Source organism: Ileibacterium valens (assembly GCF_001945525.1).
GTDB classification, from domain to species: Bacteria; Bacillota_I; Bacilli_A; order Erysipelotrichales; family Erysipelotrichaceae; genus Ileibacterium; species Ileibacterium valens.
The window spans coordinates 1-19,299 of record NZ_MPJW01000184.1; the positions used below are offsets into that span (position 1 = coordinate 1).

At 41.0% G+C, this 19,299-nt stretch carries 14 protein-coding genes; 6 read left to right on the plus strand and 8 right to left on the minus strand.

The window, feature by feature from the left end; genetic code table 11:
* Positions 1–255, plus strand: a 255-nt coding sequence (locus BO222_RS09310; protein WP_075820441.1) for a transposase, incomplete at its 5' end; no start/stop codon positions are given.
* A gap of 258 nt (positions 256–513) precedes the next feature.
* Here the strand turns inward: BO222_RS09310 and BO222_RS09315 are convergent.
* From BO222_RS09315 to BO222_RS09325, 3 genes are all read right to left on the minus strand, one after another.
* Positions 514–2,307: an MFS transporter gene (locus tag BO222_RS09315; protein WP_075820443.1), complete on the minus strand. Its 1,794-nt coding sequence runs from the start codon at positions 2,305–2,307 to the stop codon at positions 514–516.
* 345 nt (positions 2,308–2,652) lie between these two features.
* Positions 2,653–3,615 (minus strand): carbohydrate kinase family protein, encoded by a 963-nt coding sequence (locus BO222_RS09320; protein WP_075820445.1) that lies wholly within the window; start codon positions 3,613–3,615, stop codon positions 2,653–2,655.
* Positions 3,616–3,812: 197 nt separating this feature from the next.
* Positions 3,813–4,352 (minus strand): tetratricopeptide repeat protein, encoded by a 540-nt coding sequence (locus BO222_RS09325; protein WP_075820447.1) that lies wholly within the window; start codon positions 4,350–4,352, stop codon positions 3,813–3,815.
* Positions 4,353–4,670: 318 nt separating this feature from the next.
* Here BO222_RS09325 and BO222_RS09330 point away from each other — a divergent pair, with 318 nt between their 5' ends.
* Complete coding sequence (locus tag BO222_RS09330) at positions 4,671–5,087, plus strand: iron-sulfur cluster assembly accessory protein (protein WP_075820449.1); 417 nt, start codon at positions 4,671–4,673, stop codon at positions 5,085–5,087.
* Between the two features lie 226 nt (positions 5,088–5,313).
* Positions 5,314–6,228 carry an HAD-IIB family hydrolase gene (locus BO222_RS09335; RefSeq protein ID WP_083647777.1) on the plus strand — a complete coding sequence of 305 codons (915 nt, stop codon included), beginning with the start codon at positions 5,314–5,316 and terminating at the stop codon, positions 6,226–6,228.
* Between the two features lie 181 nt (positions 6,229–6,409).
* Here the strand turns inward: BO222_RS09335 and BO222_RS09340 are convergent, their stop codons facing one another.
* The 3 genes from BO222_RS09340 to BO222_RS09350 form a co-directional block, all read right to left on the minus strand.
* On the minus strand, positions 6,410–7,270 hold the full coding sequence (locus BO222_RS09340; RefSeq protein WP_075820453.1) for a UPF0158 family protein: 861 nt from the start codon (positions 7,268–7,270) through the stop codon (positions 6,410–6,412).
* A gap of 272 nt (positions 7,271–7,542) precedes the next feature.
* Positions 7,543–8,571, minus strand: coding sequence for a UDP-glucose 4-epimerase GalE (gene galE, locus BO222_RS09345; protein ID WP_075820455.1), 1,029 nt, complete (start codon positions 8,569–8,571; stop codon positions 7,543–7,545).
* Between the two features lie 208 nt (positions 8,572–8,779).
* The gene (locus tag BO222_RS09350) at positions 8,780–9,262 is read right to left on the minus strand and encodes a hypothetical protein (protein WP_075820457.1); all 483 of its coding nucleotides are present in this window, start codon (positions 9,260–9,262) and stop codon (positions 8,780–8,782) included.
* A 137-nt stretch (positions 9,263–9,399) separates the two neighbouring features.
* Here BO222_RS09350 and BO222_RS09355 point away from each other — a divergent pair, with 137 nt between their 5' ends.
* From BO222_RS09355 to BO222_RS09365, 3 genes are all read left to right on the plus strand, one after another.
* Complete coding sequence (locus BO222_RS09355; RefSeq protein WP_075820459.1) at positions 9,400–10,407, plus strand: hypothetical protein; 1,008 nt, start codon at positions 9,400–9,402, stop codon at positions 10,405–10,407.
* A gap of 188 nt (positions 10,408–10,595) precedes the next feature.
* Positions 10,596–11,747, plus strand: coding sequence for an ABC transporter ATP-binding protein (locus tag BO222_RS09360; protein ID WP_075820461.1), 1,152 nt, complete (start codon positions 10,596–10,598; stop codon positions 11,745–11,747).
* Positions 11,748–12,120: 373 nt separating this feature from the next.
* Positions 12,121–12,819 carry an ATP/GTP-binding protein gene (locus BO222_RS09365; RefSeq protein WP_158024587.1) on the plus strand — a complete coding sequence of 233 codons (699 nt, stop codon included), beginning with the start codon at positions 12,121–12,123 and terminating at the stop codon, positions 12,817–12,819.
* A gap of 189 nt (positions 12,820–13,008) precedes the next feature.
* Here BO222_RS09365 and BO222_RS09370 read toward each other — a convergent pair whose 3' ends face one another.
* Both BO222_RS09370 and BO222_RS14105 read right to left on the minus strand, forming a co-directional pair.
* Positions 13,009–19,134 (minus strand): DUF7601 domain-containing protein, encoded by a 6,126-nt coding sequence (locus BO222_RS09370; RefSeq protein WP_075820464.1) that lies wholly within the window; start codon positions 19,132–19,134, stop codon positions 13,009–13,011.
* Positions 19,095–19,299: hypothetical protein (locus BO222_RS14105; protein WP_233131241.1), on the minus strand; the 205-nt coding region annotated here is incomplete at its 5' end. The genes BO222_RS14105 and BO222_RS09370, both read right to left, overlap by 40 nt.

Here is a 19,299-nt window from a genome sequence, read left to right on the forward strand (position 1 = left end):
CGGGAGAACATGTCTTCAGATGCAGGACATGAGATTATGGTCAGCCGGAGCATTCAGGCGGAAGGAACCTTCGGAGATCTTAAAGAAAACTACAGATACAGCCGATTGAGACGCCGGGGACTGGAAATCGTAAAATTTGAGGTGCTTATTGTGGCCATGGGACACAATATCAGAAAATTAAACAACAGAAATCGGATGAGTTGCCCAGAACTCGAACGTTATGGAAAATTAAAGGAGCAGAAAAGCGAAATCTGAAAAAGATTATAAACAGTCTTTTTGAGTTTTGGCTCTTTTCAGTGCGTTCAAAAATTGACTTGAGCGGAAAAACACATCATAAAACAGGATTGAATCAGATAAAAAGCATAGAAAAAGGGGCTGTAAATCTCGCTGATGAAAAATCAGTCGAAATTTAACAGCCCCTTTTCTTTATGCTTTCTAATCCATTGTTTCCTGGACCGATCCAAACGGCCAGGATTGATCGATGAATCATCCAATTTACATTGCTTAAACAACTCAGTTTTTTTCATCTGATTTCTCAGTAGAAAAATCAGGTTTTGAGGCTGGCCCCACTGGTCTTTTGACGGATGTTTTATTCGTTGAAAAGTCTGGAAGTGGTTTATCCAATCGGGTATCGCTGACACTGATCTTTATTCCTGGATTTTCTTCTGGCTGCTTTTCTGGCAGAACCGTCTTGTTTTCAGATTGTGGGGTGGATAAAGAAGCAGAATTGGCCTCTTTATCTGTATTGATGCTGAAGGTATAAGGCGATTGTTCATCAATACTTTTTGCAGAAGTGTTAAAGCTTTTGGTCATTTCAGGCAAAACATCCTGATCGATCTGTGAATCTTCAGCAGCCTTTCTGGCTTCTTCCTGTTTTTTTTCGTAGTAGAAAGAAGGTGATTCATATTCACTGGGTCCCTCAGGCTGATTTGCTTCATCCACAGAAGACGTCATATTTTCAGTTTGCTCAGCGTTTTTTACTGGCATAGAATTTATTTTATCTTCTTTTATAAAACGATCATCAATTTTCGAGAAAGGAACATCAGTCTGCTGATCCAGAGGTCTTGTACCGCCTGTGGCCCAGAATAATAAAACCTCAATTAAAACGGCTAACAGGCAGGCGATCAGCCATACCCATAAGTATGTTCCTGAAGCATCAACCATCAGACCAACAAAATAGATCGCCAGACCAGTCACCGTTAATGAACACGCATGAACAAAAGAGTAAATGGTCGTATAGCGAAATCTGCCAAAACGACTGCGGATAAGAAGCGGTAGTGACAGTTCAGATAAGGCATACGCTGAGCCAAATACAAATGACAGAAAATAAATCGCCGCCAGATTATGGTTATATACTGCCAATGCCAGTCCTGCGGTACTGATAATTGCAGCCAGAGCTAATCCAGCCGTTGTTTTATAGATTCCAAAACGCTGAGCGATCCATCCGCCTGCCAGCTTGAAAACGATGTTTCCAATCATTGCCCAGGATAACATGCGGCCGGCGACGATCAAATCCAGCCCAATTGACGCGGCAAATCCACCAAAATGCAGCGGAAGTGCGATCAGGCACGCTCCGCATGCTGCAATTGCTATCAGAACCATTAATGATGTTCCAGCTGATTTCTGATTATTGACTGCCTCAACTTCTGGCTCTTTTTTTCCTAACGGAGTGCATCCGACAGCTTCTGGAGTGACTGAGATTGGATCCATGAATCCCCAGATTAAAAAGGCAGCAATAAACACCGCAAGCAGGACATAGGACATTCGCCAGCTCAAAGCACTGATCACTCCGGAAAACAATGGTCCGCTGACCGCTGCAACTAAAGCTGGAAAGGCAAGTACCAATGCGGTAAACCAGGTATTGTTTTTTATAAACCAGTTGCCCAGAATCCGCATGACTGGCACCAGACCGATTAAGGAGCATCCCAGTCCCTGAACAATGCATAAGATGTACAGGAATTCCTTTCCAAAGCAAAAGGACATCATTAGAGTCGAAAAGACCGCTATGACAGCTCCTGCCTGAAACAGAAGATGATACGAAATCTTGGACATCAGTTTAGGAACAATTAATGTCCCTACGGCTAATGCAATCAGATAAAACGTAGTGGTCAATGAAATTTCTGAGGAAGTGAGTCCAAGTCCGCTTGAAACGGAGTCATAGAACATTCCTGATGTATAAAAGCAAAGTCCCAGTACGACTCCGGACATCAGAATGCAGTTGACCAGAACCTGCATTCGGCGAAATCGAACCCCTCGATTCGGGTTTTCTCTCTGAGTTTGGGACAAATCTTTGTGAAATAAATTCATAAGTTTTACTCTCCTGATTAAATTTTAATCAGTTTCGATGGGATTGAAAAATCTTCTGTTCATAGCCGGTATAAAGATTGTAATTTATCGTTTATCGAATGTTTTTGCATCAAACTTTTTTTAGAAAACTTGGTTATTTTTAAATGACAATCCAAATCATTATCAGATTTGATCTCTTTTTGATTTGTATTCATTTCAATCTCATGATTTCATTCATAGAAAAATCCTGCCTGAAATTTCAATCAGACAGGAAAGCAAACTAAATCTAAATTTTTTAATCCTAATAATTTAAGACCTTACAATTAAGAAGCACGTTTTCCAAGGCTTCTTTTTCCATGATTGTTCCTACTCCTGAGTCTTTAGGAACTCAGTAACATCTTCCATGGTTGGAAGAGCGGGAATGGCTCCATGTTTGCGGCAGGTCAGTGAAGCAGCAGCATTGGCAATGCGCAGCATCGCTGAAAGTTCATCCAAAGTTAAATCATCAATATTCTTGTCGCTGATGGCAATCTGATAAAGCATGGTACCCCAGAAAGAATCTCCAGCTCCATTGGTATCAGCAACATCGGCTTTGAAACCTTTCACTTTAGAAATACCCTCTTTGTTAGCGACTAAAGCCCCTTCGGATCCAAGAGTCACTGCAGCAATTTTTACGCCCTGATCAATCAATGCTCTGGCTGCTTCTTCGGGATCCTTAAAGCCTGTAAGCAGTTCAGTTTCTTCATCTGAAATTTTCATGATATCGGCATATGGAATTAAAGATCGCATCGCGTTGATGGCTTCTTCTTCACTCGACCATAGTGAAGCCCTGTAGTTTGGATCATAGGAAATTTTATTTCCGAATTCCTTTGCCTTTTCAATACCAAATAAAGTGGCTGATCTGGCCGGTTCATGAGTCAGTGAAAGAGAACCGATATGGAAAATTTTACCATTTTTAATTTCATCAAGATCAAGATCTTCAGCCCGCATCTGAGTATCTGCACCGGGTTTTCTGGCAAAGGAGAAAGACCGTTCCCCGTTTTTATCCACTGAGACAAAAGCCAGAGTCGTAAAGTGCTGCGGATGGCTGAGGAGTCCTTTTGTAGAAACATTTTCGTTTTCAAGTGTTTTTCTTAGCAAATCTCCATGCATATCTTCTCCGACTACTCCAAGAAAAGCAGAATTTCCACCTAATCGGTTGACTGCAACACAGACATTTCCGGGTGCTCCTCCTGGATTTTGCGCAAATAAAGCTGGGCCGTCATCTTCAGGATTCGTATGGGTAAAATCAATCAGAATTTCCCCAAAAGCTGTAACTTCATAAGACATTTTATTTTTCCTCTCTATGTTTATTCATGTTTGTTTCAATACACGTACAGTTTAGACTATTCGCACCGAATAGAATACAGCTTCATGAACATTTCTTATCTTAATTTCATACATCCTCATCAATCACAAAAAAACGGAAGACTCCTGCCTTCCGTTTTTCTTGATTCATATTGTTTGTCGATGAAGACTTCGGATAATCAGTTAAGATCCGTTACAATTCGATTGACTTCATCAAGAAGAGTTTCAGCTTCCTTAGAACCTGCTTTTCGAGCCATTTCCAGAAAGTATACAGCCATCATTTCATTTCGGCTGACCCATTTACCTGTATAGAAGCACTTGCCAAGCATGATCTGCGAATCAATGTTTCCTTCCATGGCCGCTTCATGCAGAAGATGAAGGCCAAGGTCAACATTGATATATTCCATAGGCATCCGATCGATATTTCCAAGATAGAATTGCCCTAGAATGTTCTTGGCGGCCAGAGAATGGTTGGCACCTGCATTTTCAAGATATTCAAGCGCGTCCTCGGTTTTGCCGCGTCCTAGAAGATTCAGCCCCTGGACGACCAGGGCTTCTGGATGATTCAGATCAATGGCTTTATTGAGCCAGCTTTGTGCTGTTTTTTCATTTTCTGCGACATGAATTCCATTTTTGTATTCCTGATACAGCTCATAACAAGCCTGTCCGTCGCCGCGGCTCGCCTGATTTTTAAGTTGTTCCAATGTTCTGGTTTCCATTGATCTCACCCCAATCTTTAGTTCCTTCAGGTAATTCCAATGTAAACCTTGTATAAGTCTTTTACGTGTCTTTTGCCTTAAAAGGTAACATAATTCTTCAATAAAATCTTTATAGTATTTATATATAGTCTTTAAAGGACTTTATCCATTTCAAGATACCGCTTCCTTCTTTATACAATATTAACGCTTTGAAACTCTTTCATTTTCATCCTGTTCAGATTCCTCTATAACATGTATCTATTTTTACACTATTGGAAACAGAGTTTTTTACAAGCGGATTCCCTTATGAAATCGTAAAATGATAGCGGAGGTGTTTTTATGAAAATCACTGAAGAAGCTAAAAATGTCCTGAATCAGGTTCTTGCAGAAAACAATGCAGATGGTCTGCTTGTTACTTTACAGGAAACCTGCTGTGGTAAAAATCCTGTATTCCAGATGGCAGTTTTTGACGAGAACGATCCTGTGGATGAAATTGATGGAATCCGGGTATGTGCTGGAGAAGATGAAAAATCTGTGATCGAAGATATGATGATTGATTTAGTAAACGGAGAACTTGTTGTCCTCAATACCGTATGCGGATGCGGCGATGGCTGTCATCATGATCATGAACATGATGGCGAATGCTGCAGCAGTCATGAACATGATGGAGAATGCTGTGGAAATCACGAATCAGAAAGCGGCTGCTGCAGTAATCATGGCAATGAGGGCCATGGCGGATGCTGTCATCACGAATAAATCGATTCAAAATTTATTAAATTCATATCGATTCTGAAACCGGAGTTGCAAAATTCCGGTTTTTTTCTGTGCTAAATTAGTCTTGAAATAAATTTTTGCTTCCAGTCATCCAGATTATTTATCCCCCTGAGTCGACAACCAAAAACAACTTTTCATATTGGATGCATCTGAAGCGAAAAGAGCCATAAAAAAAGTTGAGTTGCATAAAATTATAGAAAGGAATCTGATGATGAAAAAAGAAAAGAAGCCATTTGAAGAACTTAAACTCATTCTGGCAGATATTGATGGAACTCTTGTCAATGAACCCCGGGAAATGATGCCTTATACCCGCGAAGTCATCAAATATCTGCATGATAAAAAGGGTGTTCTTTTTGGAATTGCTTCGGGACGTCCTGGAGACGAATTATCCGCAACCATCGCCGGTTATGACCTTGGTTTTGAACCGGAATTTCTGATCGGAATGAATGGTGGAGAAATCATCGATACAAAAACCAATCAGGAAACCGTATGTTATCCGCTTGAACCTGAAACCATTAAAGAAATCCTCGAGCTGATGCAGGATTTCACTTATGCCAATCCGGTTATCTATCAGGATCACCAGCTCGTCTGTGCCTGGATTGATGAGCTCGTCGAAACTTCCTGTCAGCATGCCAGCAAGAAAGCACGTGTAGTTAAGGATCGTTCAGAATACTGGGATAAACCTACAGGAAAGATCATGTTAAGAACTCCCGCTGCAGAGCTTTGTGTTGAAATGGAAGAATTTGCGAAAAAACATCCATCGACTAAATATACCGCCTTTCGGACTCAGCCCACATTGCTTGAATTTCAGGACCCAAGAGCAAATAAAGGAGCCGCTCTTATGAGTCTATCCAGCCAATACAACATTCCAGTCCAGACGATTGCAGCTTTTGGAGATGCATCCAATGATAATGAAATGCTTGCAGAATCCGGCCTTGGAGTCTGCATGATCAATGGGCTTGATGATACCAAAGCCTGCGCAGATGAACTGACAAAACACGATAATAACTGCGATGGAATGGTTCGCTATATTGTGGATCGTTTTCCGGAGCTTTTTGATGAATTTAATGTGAAAGCTCCAGAACTTCCAGCGCAGAGCATTGAACGAGAAGAATGGATTTAGATACAGATGGATATTCAAGTACTTCAGCCTGCATCAATCCAAAGAATCAACTGACTATTCCTATATGAATAAAAAAAAGAAAGATCAAAGATTCTCCACTGAAATTCAACAGTGGAATCAATTGATCTTTCTTCTTTTTGCCTGTTTATTCGGATTAAAATCTCAGATCAGAAAAACACGGTTATTTCAGACGGATTTTGCGAACCCAGGAATTGTCAAGCTTCTCAAAGCCGCATTTCTCAAGCAGTTCATTCTGATTGGATTGAGCGACAATTTCAGAGATATTTCTGGCTTTGGTTTCTTCAATCAGACGTTTGGTGATCTCTTCAAGATAGCCTTTATCCTTCATCTCTTCTTCACACCAGAAATTTACCAGCAATCCTTTGCGTCCGTTTGGCTGTTCCAGGGTTGGCGGATAGAAGTTCCATACAACAGCCCCTGTAGCGACAATTTTCATCTTCCACCATGCAAAAATCTGATACAGATTTCCCATACGCATCTGGTTGGAGAAATAGCGCTCCAGCTCAAAATCCAGAGAATCTTCCTGAATTCCAAGTTCCTTTTTCTTAAGGTCGATCAATGTCTTCAGATCCCTGCGTGTTGCATGCCGATAAACAATCTTTGGAACTTCTGTAAAAGCTACTTCATTATCTTTACACCAGTTGCGGGCATATTCCGTATAATAATCGTCTTCAAATTCAAACCAGCGATCTAAAAGACCATAGTTCTTGGCTGCATCCTTAAAACGTCTGTAAGCTCCTTTGCCATTAAGTGCCGTATTTAACGCATCCTTGGCTTTACCATCAGGCAGATTCCAGATGAATTTACGATTGATGGATAATCCTCCAACTTCTCTTTGATCCGGAATTTCAAGAATAAAATCCCAGTTCTCATCCAGTTCATTTTCAATATCATTCAGTTCTGAAATCGGCAGATACTCTGAACGCATGATGATTTCTCCAGTCTTTGTGTTCAGGTAATAGTCAACTCCCTGCTGCGAATTCATCATCGCATCAATTAAATCGTCTAAATCCAGTGTCATCTGTTTCTTTCCTTTCCATACTTGATACTTAATTTTTTGAGATGTTTTTTTTCATCCTGTTCATTTTTTAGTATATCAAAGCGTTTCCTAAAGAAAAGAACGTTCAGAAATCCAGGAACTTGGCAATCTTAGGCAGTAAATAAATACAGTCATGTTTCTGTATTAAAAAGGAGAATTCCATCCATATGAATTCTCCTTTTCAGTTTCGTATTTTTTTATATAGCATTCTTCAGATGACAGTCTGTTCAGATTGATCTGAAGCTATATTTTTCCTATTTTCTTTCCGGAGTGTTGTAGCCATCAGGATTCTGAGACTGCCACTTCCAGCTTGAAGCGCACATATCATCAAGATCCAGTTCAGCCTTCCATCCAAGCTCTTCTAAAGCCTTATCGCATTTGGAATAGCAGGTTGCAATATCACCATCTCTGCGAGGTTTGATGACATACGGAATATCTTTTCCACAGGCTTTAGAGAAAGCTTTAATTACATCGAGAACAGAGTATCCATTACCGGTTCCCAGGTTATAAACATTCAGACCCGCATTTTCTTCAATTTTCTTTAATGCGGCGCAATGTCCCTTAGCCAGGTCGACGACGTGAATATAGTCACGAACACCTGTTCCATCCGGTGTGTCATAATCATCGCCAAATACGCCAACTTCTTTTAACTTCCCAACGGCAACCTGAGCTACATATGGCAGCAGATTGTTAGGAATTCCCTTTGGATCTTCACCGATTCTGCCGGATTCATGAGCTCCGATGGGGTTGAAGTAACGAAGAAGCAATACATTCCATTCTGGATCGGCAAAATGAATATCACTCAAAATCTGTTCCTGCATCCATTTGGTCCATCCATAAGGATTGGTGCAGGTTCCTTTCGGACAGTTTTCAGTAATAGGAATTTCAGCTGGATCACCATAAACAGTAGCCGAAGAAGAAAAGATAATGTTTTTAACGCCGTGATCTTTCATTACTTCAAGAAGATTCATCGTACCAGCAATGTTGTTGGTATAGTACTCGATTGGTTTTTGAACGCTTTCGCCGACAGCTTTTAAACCGGCAAAGTGAATCACGGCATCGATTTTATTTTCATCAAAAATTTTATTCATCGCTTCCTTATCAAGGATGTCGGCCTGATAAAACTTCACTGATTTATTCGCAAGTTCTTCAATACGGTCAATCACCTTTTCAGAGGAATTGCTCAGATTGTCTACGATAATTACATCGTGTCCCTGCTTAAGCAGTTCAATGTCGGTATGGCTTCCGATATAGCCAGCACCACCTGTAACTAAAATGTTCATATGTTTCCTTTCCAAAGCCGGATCTCTCTGTCAGACAGTTTTGATCAAACCGGCTATGTTCTTTGATGTGATTTCATTTTGTACTTTTCAACAGGAAAAGGCAAGATCTTTTACTTAGATTTTTAGTAAATTTATTTATTTTTTTAGTTAATTTAACTGATAAGTTTACTTTGATTCAAAGCAGGTCTTCTGCCATTCTTCCTATTCTCTACCGGTTGTATTTGAGTCCGACTGCCTTTTTAGGCATCGCATAAAAGAGTGCCTTTCTGCAGTTTTCGCAATCAAGAATCAGATAGCTTCTTTTTCCCTGCTTGCCATGACAGATCAGTTCGATCTTTGGATCCTCTTCGTTGCAGCAAAGCATTCCTCCAGTCATTTCTTTTGGATTGTTCAAAACTCTGATTTCTTCGATTTCGGCAAAAGGAACCAGAACCATTGTTTTTCTTTTGGCTTTCTGAATGATGCGGTCGATCGATAAATCTCGATCGCTGAAGATGTATTCATATTCATAATCGAGTTTTACCGAGTAAAAATATGCAGCTGCAAACAAAATCATGGCAGCAAGCAGAAGCGGCCAGAACAGAATTGAGCAGACCAGACATCCAAAAGCTGCTGCCCAAAGCGTGATTCTGATCATTTTTTGTTTGGAAGTTGGCTTTCCAACAAAGGAAATTTCATTAAAACCATCCATTTCATGTATCCCCTTTCATATTTGGAAACGTTTTAGTCCCTGATCCATTGTAATCCGGGACACTGTCCACTATTATAAATCATGTAAACGGAAACGCGATTGGTCAAAGTGTTTTCATTAGAAATCAGAGGTACGACATGAAAAAACTACGGAGTCGGTCTCTGATTGGTCTGTTATCAGTATTTCTATTTGCTAGTGGTTGTTCTGCTGATGGCAACCAATCTGGCATTCAGGACCTGGAGGCGATCCAGAACACGCTTCGTCACATTCCTGAAGAACAGACTGTTTCAGGCATTCAGAACGCCCTGAGTGATCTGGTTGCCCGAACCGCACAGGTAAATGGTTATTCTTACCAATTAGCAACTTCATTTTCGATCGACGGATTTTTAGAGCCTAAAAATGGAAACGTTTCACACAAAACGGACAAAAACGTTTCAAACAGTCTGGATACACAGGAATCCCTGCAGTCCTATCTGTACAAAAACGGAACGCTCTATGAAGTCCTTCGGTATTCAGCATCCGCAGCATCTGCCCCGTATATCGGAATTATCCGCATTAACAAGGAGTCAACCCTGCAGCTCAACTGCATTCCGGCTTCTGATGAGGTTTCCGTATTCGCCGATGATCCTTTGCTTATCCTTGATTACACGTTGAATGATCAAAACCGGTTGTTAAAGGATGCCGATGCCAAAGAAGTTGAAAATGCCCTGCTTTCGGAAGAATACAACTCGCTTGCTGCCCTGTTTTCATTAGCCGATCCGGCTTGCTATCAGTTTCCTGATGATTACGAGTTTCTCTTTGATGAATCCGGCCAAAGACCGATTCTTCAGATCCGGTTAAAGGATCCCAAGTCATCAACCAGAGACCAGATTCTTCAGGAGCAGACCATTCAGGTTTACCTCGATGCCAGCACCTATGCGATGGTTCGAGTCGATTCCTATGCTCTGCTCGTTAATAACGATGGAACTCAAAGCAAACGCTCAAGCTCTACTGTGATTGAACCCGTAGCTTCTGCACAGGAATTTGGCTTTCTTGATGATCTGTTCAAGCAGATCGAAGATAAAAGCATCAACATGAAAGATACGTTTACTCTAGAAATGAAGGCCGAAGATCCTGCAAAGATCCTCGAAGAAAACCCAGAATAGCAGCAGCCAGAGGCTGAGTATGCTGCAGCTGACTTCAGACCAGTCAGGTTCATGTTTAATTTCATCAGGCTTTCCATATGAAGAAAGCGACCCTGCCAATCCTTCGGTACTCTGTTTAAAGATTTACAACAAAACCCGAAACGGGCAAAACAGATCAATATTGATCCCCATTTAAAGGAGAAAATAAAATGGCTGAATTATCATTAAATCACATTAATAAAACTTATCCTAACGGTTTCCAGGCTGTTAAAGATTTCAATCTTGATATCGCTGATGGCGAATTTGTTATTTTCGTAGGACCATCCGGATGCGGAAAATCAACAACACTCCGTATGGTTGCTGGTCTTGAAGACATTTCTGGCGGTGAACTGAAAATCGGCGGAACCGTTATGAACGACGTTGAACCAAAAGACCGCGATATCGCCATGGTATTCCAAAACTACGCTCTTTACCCTCATATGACAGTTAAGGAAAACATGGAATTCCCTTTAAAGATCGCAAAAATGTCAAAGGAAGAAATCGAAAAGCGCGTAGCTGAAGCAGCAAAAACTCTTGGCCTTGAAAACCTGCTTGACCGTAAACCAAAAGCTCTTTCCGGTGGTCAGAGACAGCGTGTAGCTATGGGCCGTGCAATCGTTCGTAACCCTAAAGTTCTTCTGATGGACGAACCACTGTCCAACCTGGATGCCAAATTAAGAGGACAGATGCGTGTTGAAATCTCTAAACTTCATGAAAAACTGAAAGCTACTACAATCTATGTAACTCATGACCAGACCGAAGCGATGACTCTGGGTGACCGCATTGTTGTTATGAGCGATGGTGAAGTTCAGCAGATTGATTCTCCACAGAACCTGTACGATTCTCCAGCAAACAAGTTTGTTGCCGGATTCATCGGTGCTCCACAGATGAACTTCCTTGATGCTGTAATTACTGAAAAGAACAACAAAGTCTACCTGACTGTTAACGGTGACGATATTCTTCTTTCTGACAAGAAAGCAAAGAAGCTGAAAAACAAAGGTTATGCTGCTGGAACTGAAGTTATTCTCGGTATCCGTCCAGAAGATATTTCTGATTCTCCAGAAGATCTGGCTTCATTCCCAGAATCCAGAACTTCCGGTAAAGTTGACGTTTATGAAATGCTCGGTTCTACCGCAAACCTGTACGTTGACTGCAATGGAAACCAGATTACTGCCGTTGTTGCTCCAGATACAACTGCCCGTATCGGTGATACCGTTCAGCTTGCATTTGATAATAACAAGATCCAGATCTTCGATAAGAACACCGAACAGAACATCATGGTTGACCTGGATCCAGAAACTGGAAAAGTCATCCTGGACTAATTCAGAACACCCTGAAATTACACTCAAAAAATGAATATTCACTTAAAACAATTGTTTACCTTCCTATGATTTAAAGCAGAGACCGCCACAGACGGTCTCTGCTTTTTTGGTGCTTATATTTCGGATTCTCAGGTCAATTGACATTCCTGGATTTTTCAGGAGAAAATTCATTCGCTTTTCCTGTTGCTTAAGCTGTGGTTTGCCCGAATGACTCAATTTCGCTAACATATAAGGAAGATCTCAAACAGTTGAAAACACCGTTAACCTCTTAATACAATAAGCTGCAGTATTCCTTCTTCTGAATTCGTTATTATGCGAAAAGCAAATGCAGGCTTATTGTCAGAGCTGGACTAAAACCATGAAAAATGAATCTATGAAATTAAACCAATCCCAGGACAGCAGTTTGCAAAGCTCCTTCACCAGCAATCTCAATTCAGAGTGCGACCACTTCAATATCCCGCGAATCCTGATTACAGGTGGTCCTGGTGCCGGAAAAACCGAATCAAAACGATTTCTCCAGGAGGCACTGAACGTCAGAGGATACCATGCTCTTTTTATACCCGAAACGGCTACTGAACTGATTGGCGCAGGCATATCGGCCTCAACGGTTGGAAGCAGGAGCTATCAGACCGAACAGCTGATCAAACAGATTCTCAAGGAAAAAGCAGCAATGAATAAGGCAAAAGCCCTCATAAGTCAGAATTCTTCGACCCGTCCCGTTCTTATATTTGATCGGGGGACACTGGATGGAATCGCCTGGTCTGGCCAGGAAGAATTTGATGCCATTCTCCAATCTCAGAAGCTGAATATGGCTGAGCTTGTTCTTGATTATGATGCTATTTTTCATATGGAAAGTGCTGGTTGTCGTCTTGATGAGAACTATGACCAGTCTAATAATCCAGCTCGAATCGCTTCTCCAAAAGAAGCTTGCAGACTTGATCATATTTTAAGAAACGTTTATCGATCAAATCCAGAATGGCATTTCATTGAATCCGATGCCGATATCCAGAAGAAAATGAGTAATCTTTCCACTCAGATTCTTGCTTTTCTAGAACAAAGATTCAGCTCATAAATCGCATTGAATGTTTTTCTGTTCTTTCCTATTTTGCAGACGTCTGTTCAAACTCTGGCAGCCCGTTAGAAACAAAAAGGACAGAACTCGCCTTACCTAAAGGTTTGTTCTGTCCGATGTTTCGCTAGCGAAATCAGGAGTAAAAATCCTTATTCATCCGCTTTTCAATTCATTCCTTCTTATCGAAACTTATTCTTTTTTCCGATTAAATCCGATCCATCCAATCAGTATCATTACTAACAGTGATAGAACTCCAAGCAGACTCAGAACCCGCGTACCTAAATCAGCTGATGTCGCTTCAGTTGGCTTTTTATTTTGTGGCTTCCCAAGTTTCTGCCGATCAGACTGACCTTTTCCATTCAGATCGTTTTCTGAAGGATGATCTTTTTTATTTTCAGGCTGATCGATATCCTTTTGATCGGGTTTTGAGGGTGGTGATGGTTTTTCCTGGTTTCGAATATTCAAAAAGTGAACTGCAGTCTGATCACAAAGATCATTCGTTCCTGTCAGATCTTTCGAAATCCATTTCTGGTCCTGCGCATTCTGTTCCAGTTGATAAGATGTGTCAAAACCATCCGTAAATCCATCAATCTCCTCGACTTCAAAATCAAGATGATCCGGCAGGATAAATGGCCCTGCTCTTTGTCCATTGCTTAAGAAGAAAGTATAGGTTCCATCTTTGTTATTGTGGACTTTGGCTCCGTTGTATATGTTTCTAAGTCCTGACATGTTGTCTGAATTCTGATCACCTGACTTCTTTTGACTGTATTGGTTTTCAAGAAGCTTCAGATCATTAAATACGTTATAGTCAGTATCCTGAACGTTGCACACTGGAACCAGATCTTCTGTATACGGTTTTCCGTTTTCACTCAATCGAATGACGAATGAAAATTCCTGATCCTTTCTTACATCATTTCCTTCAACGCGGTTTGTCACCATAAGCGTCGAAATCTCAACTGGAAGATAGGCGGCATAATACTTTTTATGATCCGGTACAGGTCTTTCATCATCCAATGTTGTCTCAACAGTCATCAGTTGATTTTCATACCAGTAATGAATCTGGTAGACCTTTCCATCAACAACCTGATACTCCGGCAGTTTCGTCAGTCTTGGTACCAGGTTTCTCTTAACCAGATCAATTTCTTTATAGCCTTGACCTGGCAAGGTCACTGTATCAATCTTTCTGAATTCCGATTCGGCAGCGTTTTTGAGATAAAACTCTACTACAATCGTCTTTTCCCAGTTTATGAAGCTGATCTTCTGGATTTGATCGAGTCTTCTTGGTCCAGTATCGCTGCCCTCTTCAGTTTTACCGTTGATCATAAATAAAGTGCTGTAAAGCTTACCGGATGTTTTTATTTCTTCAAGCTGGTATTGAATACCAGCAGGAAGCGGAATCTCTTTCTTTTCCTGGTTATTTTTAAGTTTAAAACTGTAGACTCCTTTTTGGACTTTGGTCATGTCAAACTCTGAAACTGTATCTGGACTGAGTTCAAACGGTTTATCATTCCAGCTCAGGGTCAGCCTGAATTCAAATTCAGCCTTTTCATCCGGAATAACAGAAACGACGTTTTTAGAAATTGTCAGTGCTTCCATTGGAACAGGAACATAGGCTGCATAGAAAGTTTCACCGTTGTAAACCGATTCATCTCCATCCAGACTTCCTGCACCACTCATGTTTTTATGAACAGACCAGAATCTCAGATTCCAGATGCGTCCATCTTTCATGACTGTTTTTGGATACTTCGATAATGATGGAATATCTCCAGCTTTTACCAAAGCATCTTCTATCGTACTTCTTGCAGGAATTTCAACACTGTCGAGAAGTCCATATTCCTGACTGGCCGCTTCCTTTAACATAAAATGGATGATCCAGGCTTTTCTCTTGTTAATGAATTTCAGAGTGGAATCCTTATTCATCAATACAGAAGTCTGCCTGCCAGTAATCACTTCACCATTTTTAACAATACTTGTCTGATATCCTTCCGCTGCATAATCATTTTCATTGATCTGAACAATGACATTTTCCGGCAGTTCAACAAACCTGATCGGCTGGTTGGGGGCTGCTGTAAACGTATAGACTCCATCTGCCTGTCTGTGCAGATTGGCAAAACGAATCAAAGAATCTGATGGATTAAACGGCTGGCCTTCATAACTGAACACAGCCGTAAAATCAAATTCTTTTCTTGTATCTTCAAAACCTGTGACTTCTTTTTCGAAGTTAAGATCATATTCATTTCCAGCCACGTAACCGGCATAGAAGGTTTCATGATCTTCAAGTTTCTGATCCGAATCGAAATCGACTCTCGATTCCATTCCTTCATCTTTCGACCAGGTTTTCAGATGATAAACCGTTCCATTTTCAATAATAATTTTTGGTTTCGTGCTCAGATCAGGAATCTCTTTTTCATTTTGCAGTGTTTTAAGCATCGAAGTTTTTGCAGGAATCTTTACACTGCTTACCTGTTTGAAGACACTACTTCCAGGATCCCTGAACATGAATCTGACTTCCCACTGCTTTTTGCGGTTGGTAAATTCAATCAGACTGTTTTCATTTAGAATCTGCTTCTGCTCTTTCAGATCTGCTTTTGTTCCATTAATCTTTGCTGTTGTCTCATAGCCAATCGATCTGCAGTCTTCTTCCTGAACACTCCAATGAATTCCTGCTGGCAGCAAGGCCGTGCTGCTCTGGTTTTCTTTAAGATAAACCGTATAGATTCCTTCAGCACTCTTTATCCATCCGGATTGTCTGAGCTCTTCTTTAGACAGTTCAAAAGGCTGATTCATCTCATCAAGCGAAACAGTAAACTTAAACTGACGGCCAGCATCCAGATGATTTCCTTCAACTTTTTTGGCTATGGTCAGACTTTTCAGTTCGTCTACCACATATCCGGCGTAGAAATCTTCATGATTGCTCAATGGATCTGAATTATTCAGATCGGTAAGATCTCTGAGCTGCCTGTTTTCTGACCAGAAACGCAGGTGATAAACCATGCCGTTTGCCACTTTAGTTTCTGGATAACCAGATAGATCCTGTGCCAGATGCATATTCAGCAGCGTCTGCTGAATAGAAGTTCTGGCTGGAACTTCAGCCGTTTTCAATAAATTCCACGTTCTGCTTCCCGCATCCATAAACCAGAATGATACGTTCCATTGATCTTTTTTGTTGATGAATTCAAGTTCAGTGTCTTCATTCAGATCCTTCTCAAAAGGTGTTTGGCTCTCCTGTCCGTTTACCAGCAGGATTGTTTCAAATCCAATTTGTGAATAATCCGCTTCACTGATGTAAACTCTGGCGTTTTTTGGCAGGCTGATCTGGCTGGTCTGATTATTTTTTAAGGACAGGTGATATTCACCTCGACCGTTCTGCTGCCATCCCGCTGCATCGAGTGCGGATTTGGAAAGATCGAATGGATTCGATGCCCAGGTAATTCGAACATTGAATTCATACAGACGATCTGGTTCACTGACAATCCCTTCAACCGTCTTTTTAATCGAAATCCGATTTTCTGATACAGGAATATATCCGGCATAAAAAATCTGATTGTTTTTCAATGGAGTATCATTTTTCAGATTGCTTGGATCTGTCAGCTGCTGATTTTGCGACCAGCAGACCAGGTGCCAGGCTTTTCCCTCAGCAATTTTAAATTCCGGATATTGATCAAGGGCAGGAACCAGATGATCGTTAAGCAGAGTTTCCTGCGTACTTGTCTTTGCAGGAACCGAAACTTCAGTCAGTTTCCTATAACTGCTGCTTCCAGCATCCTTAAAATCAAACTCGATTTTCCATTGCTGTTTTCGGTTGATAAAATCAAGTTTCGTCTCTTCAGTCATCACATTCGAGTAAGGAGCATCCTGTTTCTGGTTATTGACTTCAAGTGATGTCTCAAATCCATTGGAAGATTCTTCGGATTCAGAAACACTGACCAGAACACCTTTTGGAATCCGCAAATCCATTCGCTCTTCATTCAATAAATCAAAACTGTATACTCCTGGTTTTGAGCGTTTGAGCTTGTTTGCGCTGATCTGAGCATCACTTAGATCAAATGGTTTTCCTTCATAACTCAAAGTCATGAAAAAGTCATATTTCCGGTTTGGATCGAAGCCTGTTCCTTCAACATGTTTGCACACAATCAGGCTGTCTTTGCTTTCCGGAACATATCCTCCATAAAAGACTTCTCCATTTCTAAGCAAGGTCTTCTGATCAAGAGAATGAGGATCGCTCAGATCCGGTTGATTAGACCAGGCTTTTCGATGATAAATCTCACCATCTGCTGTCACGGTCATTGGATAATCAGAAAGTTCTGGAACTTGTCCGTTTTTAACAAGCATCTCTTCGGTAGACGTATCCGCAGGTACACTGACTGTTTTCAATGTTGTCCAGTCTGATTCATTTATGTTCTGAAAACGAAAGGAAACGGTCCATTGCTGCTTGATATTAATGTATTCCACATGGGTAGGCGTGTTGAGAGTTCCACACCATGGATCGCTCTTCTGTTCTCCATTAACATTGATCATTGAAAGGAATCCTTTTTTGGAATAGTCATCCTCATCAATGGAAATCTGAACTCCTTGCGGTAAATCCATCGTAATTGACTGTTCGTTTTTCAGAGAAAATCTATAAACTCCCTGATCCACTTTTGTAAACCCGGCCTGCTTTATACTCTTCGAATCTGGATCATATGGATGGCAGCCGATCAGAAACTGGATTGAAAACGAATACTCATTTTCCGGATTCGCTTCCTCTCCTTTTACCGACTTCTTCACTGTGAGTGGATAAGTAGTTCTCGGGATATAGCCGGCATAGAAAACTTCCTTATTGTACAGTTCAAATGATTCATCAAAATGAACCGGGTCATTGAGATCCTCGGTTTCTGACCATGTTTTCAGATCATAAACCACTCCGTTTTCCACCAGCATAGCCGGCTTGCCGGCCAATGAAGGGATTACCCCAAGCTCAACGAGAGTTTTTGAAGTTGATGTTTGGGCCGGAATACTCACTTGCTTGATCAACTTCCAGTCCTCATTTGGATTTTTGAACTTGAATTCTACATCCCACTGCTGCTTGGTATTGGTAAATTCTACAGTGGTATTTTCATTCAGAATTCCCTGTGTCTGATCTTCCTGAACGCTTTGATCACTTCCTTCAATACTCGTAATGTATCCTGAAGAAGCGTAATCCGCCTCTTTCACTTTCCATTGAATTCCAGCTGGCAGGTTCGCAGAACTTGACTCATTTTCCTTCAGACTAAACGAATAAGTTCCAGGCTCTTCTTCATTCCAGCCAGACTTTTTCAGTTCCGATTGAGAAAGTACAAAGGGCTGGTTTTCAAAACTTAGCATGATATGGAACTTATAGTCAGGATCTTCGTAATGTCTGCCATCAACTTTCTTGAGAATGGTCAATGTTTTCACTTCATCAGCAACATACCCTGCATAAAAATTTTCATTGTCTGAAAGCGGCTTTGTATTATTGAAACTGCCAGGACTTGTAAGATCCATATCATCGGACCAGAACTTCAGGTGATAGATTATTCCGTCTACGACTCTGGCTTCTGGATAAGCGGACAGATCCGGAACAAGATGTTCATCAAGAAGAGTCTGCTGCGTCGAAGTTTCTGCCGGCACCTTTACACTTTTTAGCAGCTGCCAATCCGTTTCTCCTGCATTTCGCAGGAAGAAGTTGATCTTCCAATCCAGTTTTTCGTTAATGAAGCGAATTTCAGTATCCTGATTCAGGATCACTTCAGAACAAGTTTCATTCTTTTTATCATTAACAAAAACTGAAGTTTTAAATCCCAGACTGGACTTTTCAGATTCCATTACTGAAATACGAGCATTGTATGGAAGATCAATCTGAGTATCCTCTCCGTTCTTCAATGAAAGCCGGTACTCTCCTTCCCCTGTTTTCTGCCATCCAGTCTTTTCAAGCTGATTTTCTGTTAATTCATAAGGGATATTTTCCCAGAGAATACGAATATTAAATTCAAAACTTTTATCCGGATCCATTATCGCGCCAGTAACCGATTTGGAAATTTTGAGATTCTGTGTCTTCTCTGGCAGATAGCCAGCATAGAAAACTTCATGATCTCTTAACAGCTTTCGACTTTTCAGATCGGTCACATTCTGCAGATTTTCGTTTTCAGACCAGTAAACCAGATGATAAGCTGTTCCGTTCTTTATTTCCCTTTCAGGACAGGAAGCCAGATCTGGAACCAGTTCCTGCGTAAGCAAATCCTCTTCAGTGGTCGTGGCGGCAGGAACTTTCAGGCTTTTCAGGAGCTGATATTTATCAGCACCCGCGCTTCGAAACATGAAATCAATGATCCATTGCTGCTTTTCATTGTGGTATTTGTATATGTCAATTGAAAAGTTGCCGAAATATCAATTAAAAAGTTGGCAGCTGCCGATAGGAGCAGCCGCATAATTTTGTTTCCATTTTTCAATAAAGCCAGCTTAGAACCAGAAAGCAAAATGAGA

What these genes read in the sequence shown, in the direction of transcription:
- BO222_RS09350 (WP_075820457.1), bottom strand. Translation starts at nt 9,262, where the DNA reads ATGGATGGTTTTAATGAAATTTCCTTTGTTGGAAAGCCAACTTCCAAA.
- BO222_RS09340 (WP_075820453.1), bottom strand. Translation starts at nt 7,270, where the DNA reads ATGACACTGGATTTAGACGATTTAATTGATGCGATGATGAATTCGCAG.
- BO222_RS09355 (WP_075820459.1), top strand. Translation starts at nt 9,400, where the DNA reads ATGAAAAAACTACGGAGTCGGTCTCTGATTGGTCTGTTATCAGTATTT.
- BO222_RS09335 (WP_083647777.1), top strand. Translation starts at nt 5,314, where the DNA reads ATGATGAAAAAAGAAAAGAAGCCATTTGAAGAACTTAAACTCATTCTG.
- galE (WP_075820455.1), bottom strand. Translation starts at nt 8,571, where the DNA reads ATGAACATTTTAGTTACAGGTGGTGCTGGCTATATCGGAAGCCATACC.
- BO222_RS09330 (WP_075820449.1), top strand. Translation starts at nt 4,671, where the DNA reads ATGAAAATCACTGAAGAAGCTAAAAATGTCCTGAATCAGGTTCTTGCA.
- BO222_RS09325 (WP_075820447.1), bottom strand. Translation starts at nt 4,352, where the DNA reads ATGGAAACCAGAACATTGGAACAACTTAAAAATCAGGCGAGCCGCGGC.
- BO222_RS09320 (WP_075820445.1), bottom strand. Translation starts at nt 3,615, where the DNA reads ATGTCTTATGAAGTTACAGCTTTTGGGGAAATTCTGATTGATTTTACC.
- BO222_RS09360 (WP_075820461.1), top strand. Translation starts at nt 10,596, where the DNA reads ATGGCTGAATTATCATTAAATCACATTAATAAAACTTATCCTAACGGT.
- BO222_RS09315 (WP_075820443.1), bottom strand. Translation starts at nt 2,307, where the DNA reads ATGAATTTATTTCACAAAGATTTGTCCCAAACTCAGAGAGAAAACCCG.
- BO222_RS09370 (WP_075820464.1), bottom strand. Translation starts at nt 19,134, where the DNA reads ATGTTTCGAAGCGCGGGTGCTGATAAATATCAGCTCCTGAAAAGCCTG.
- BO222_RS09365 (WP_158024587.1), top strand. Translation starts at nt 12,121, where the DNA reads ATGAAATTAAACCAATCCCAGGACAGCAGTTTGCAAAGCTCCTTCACC.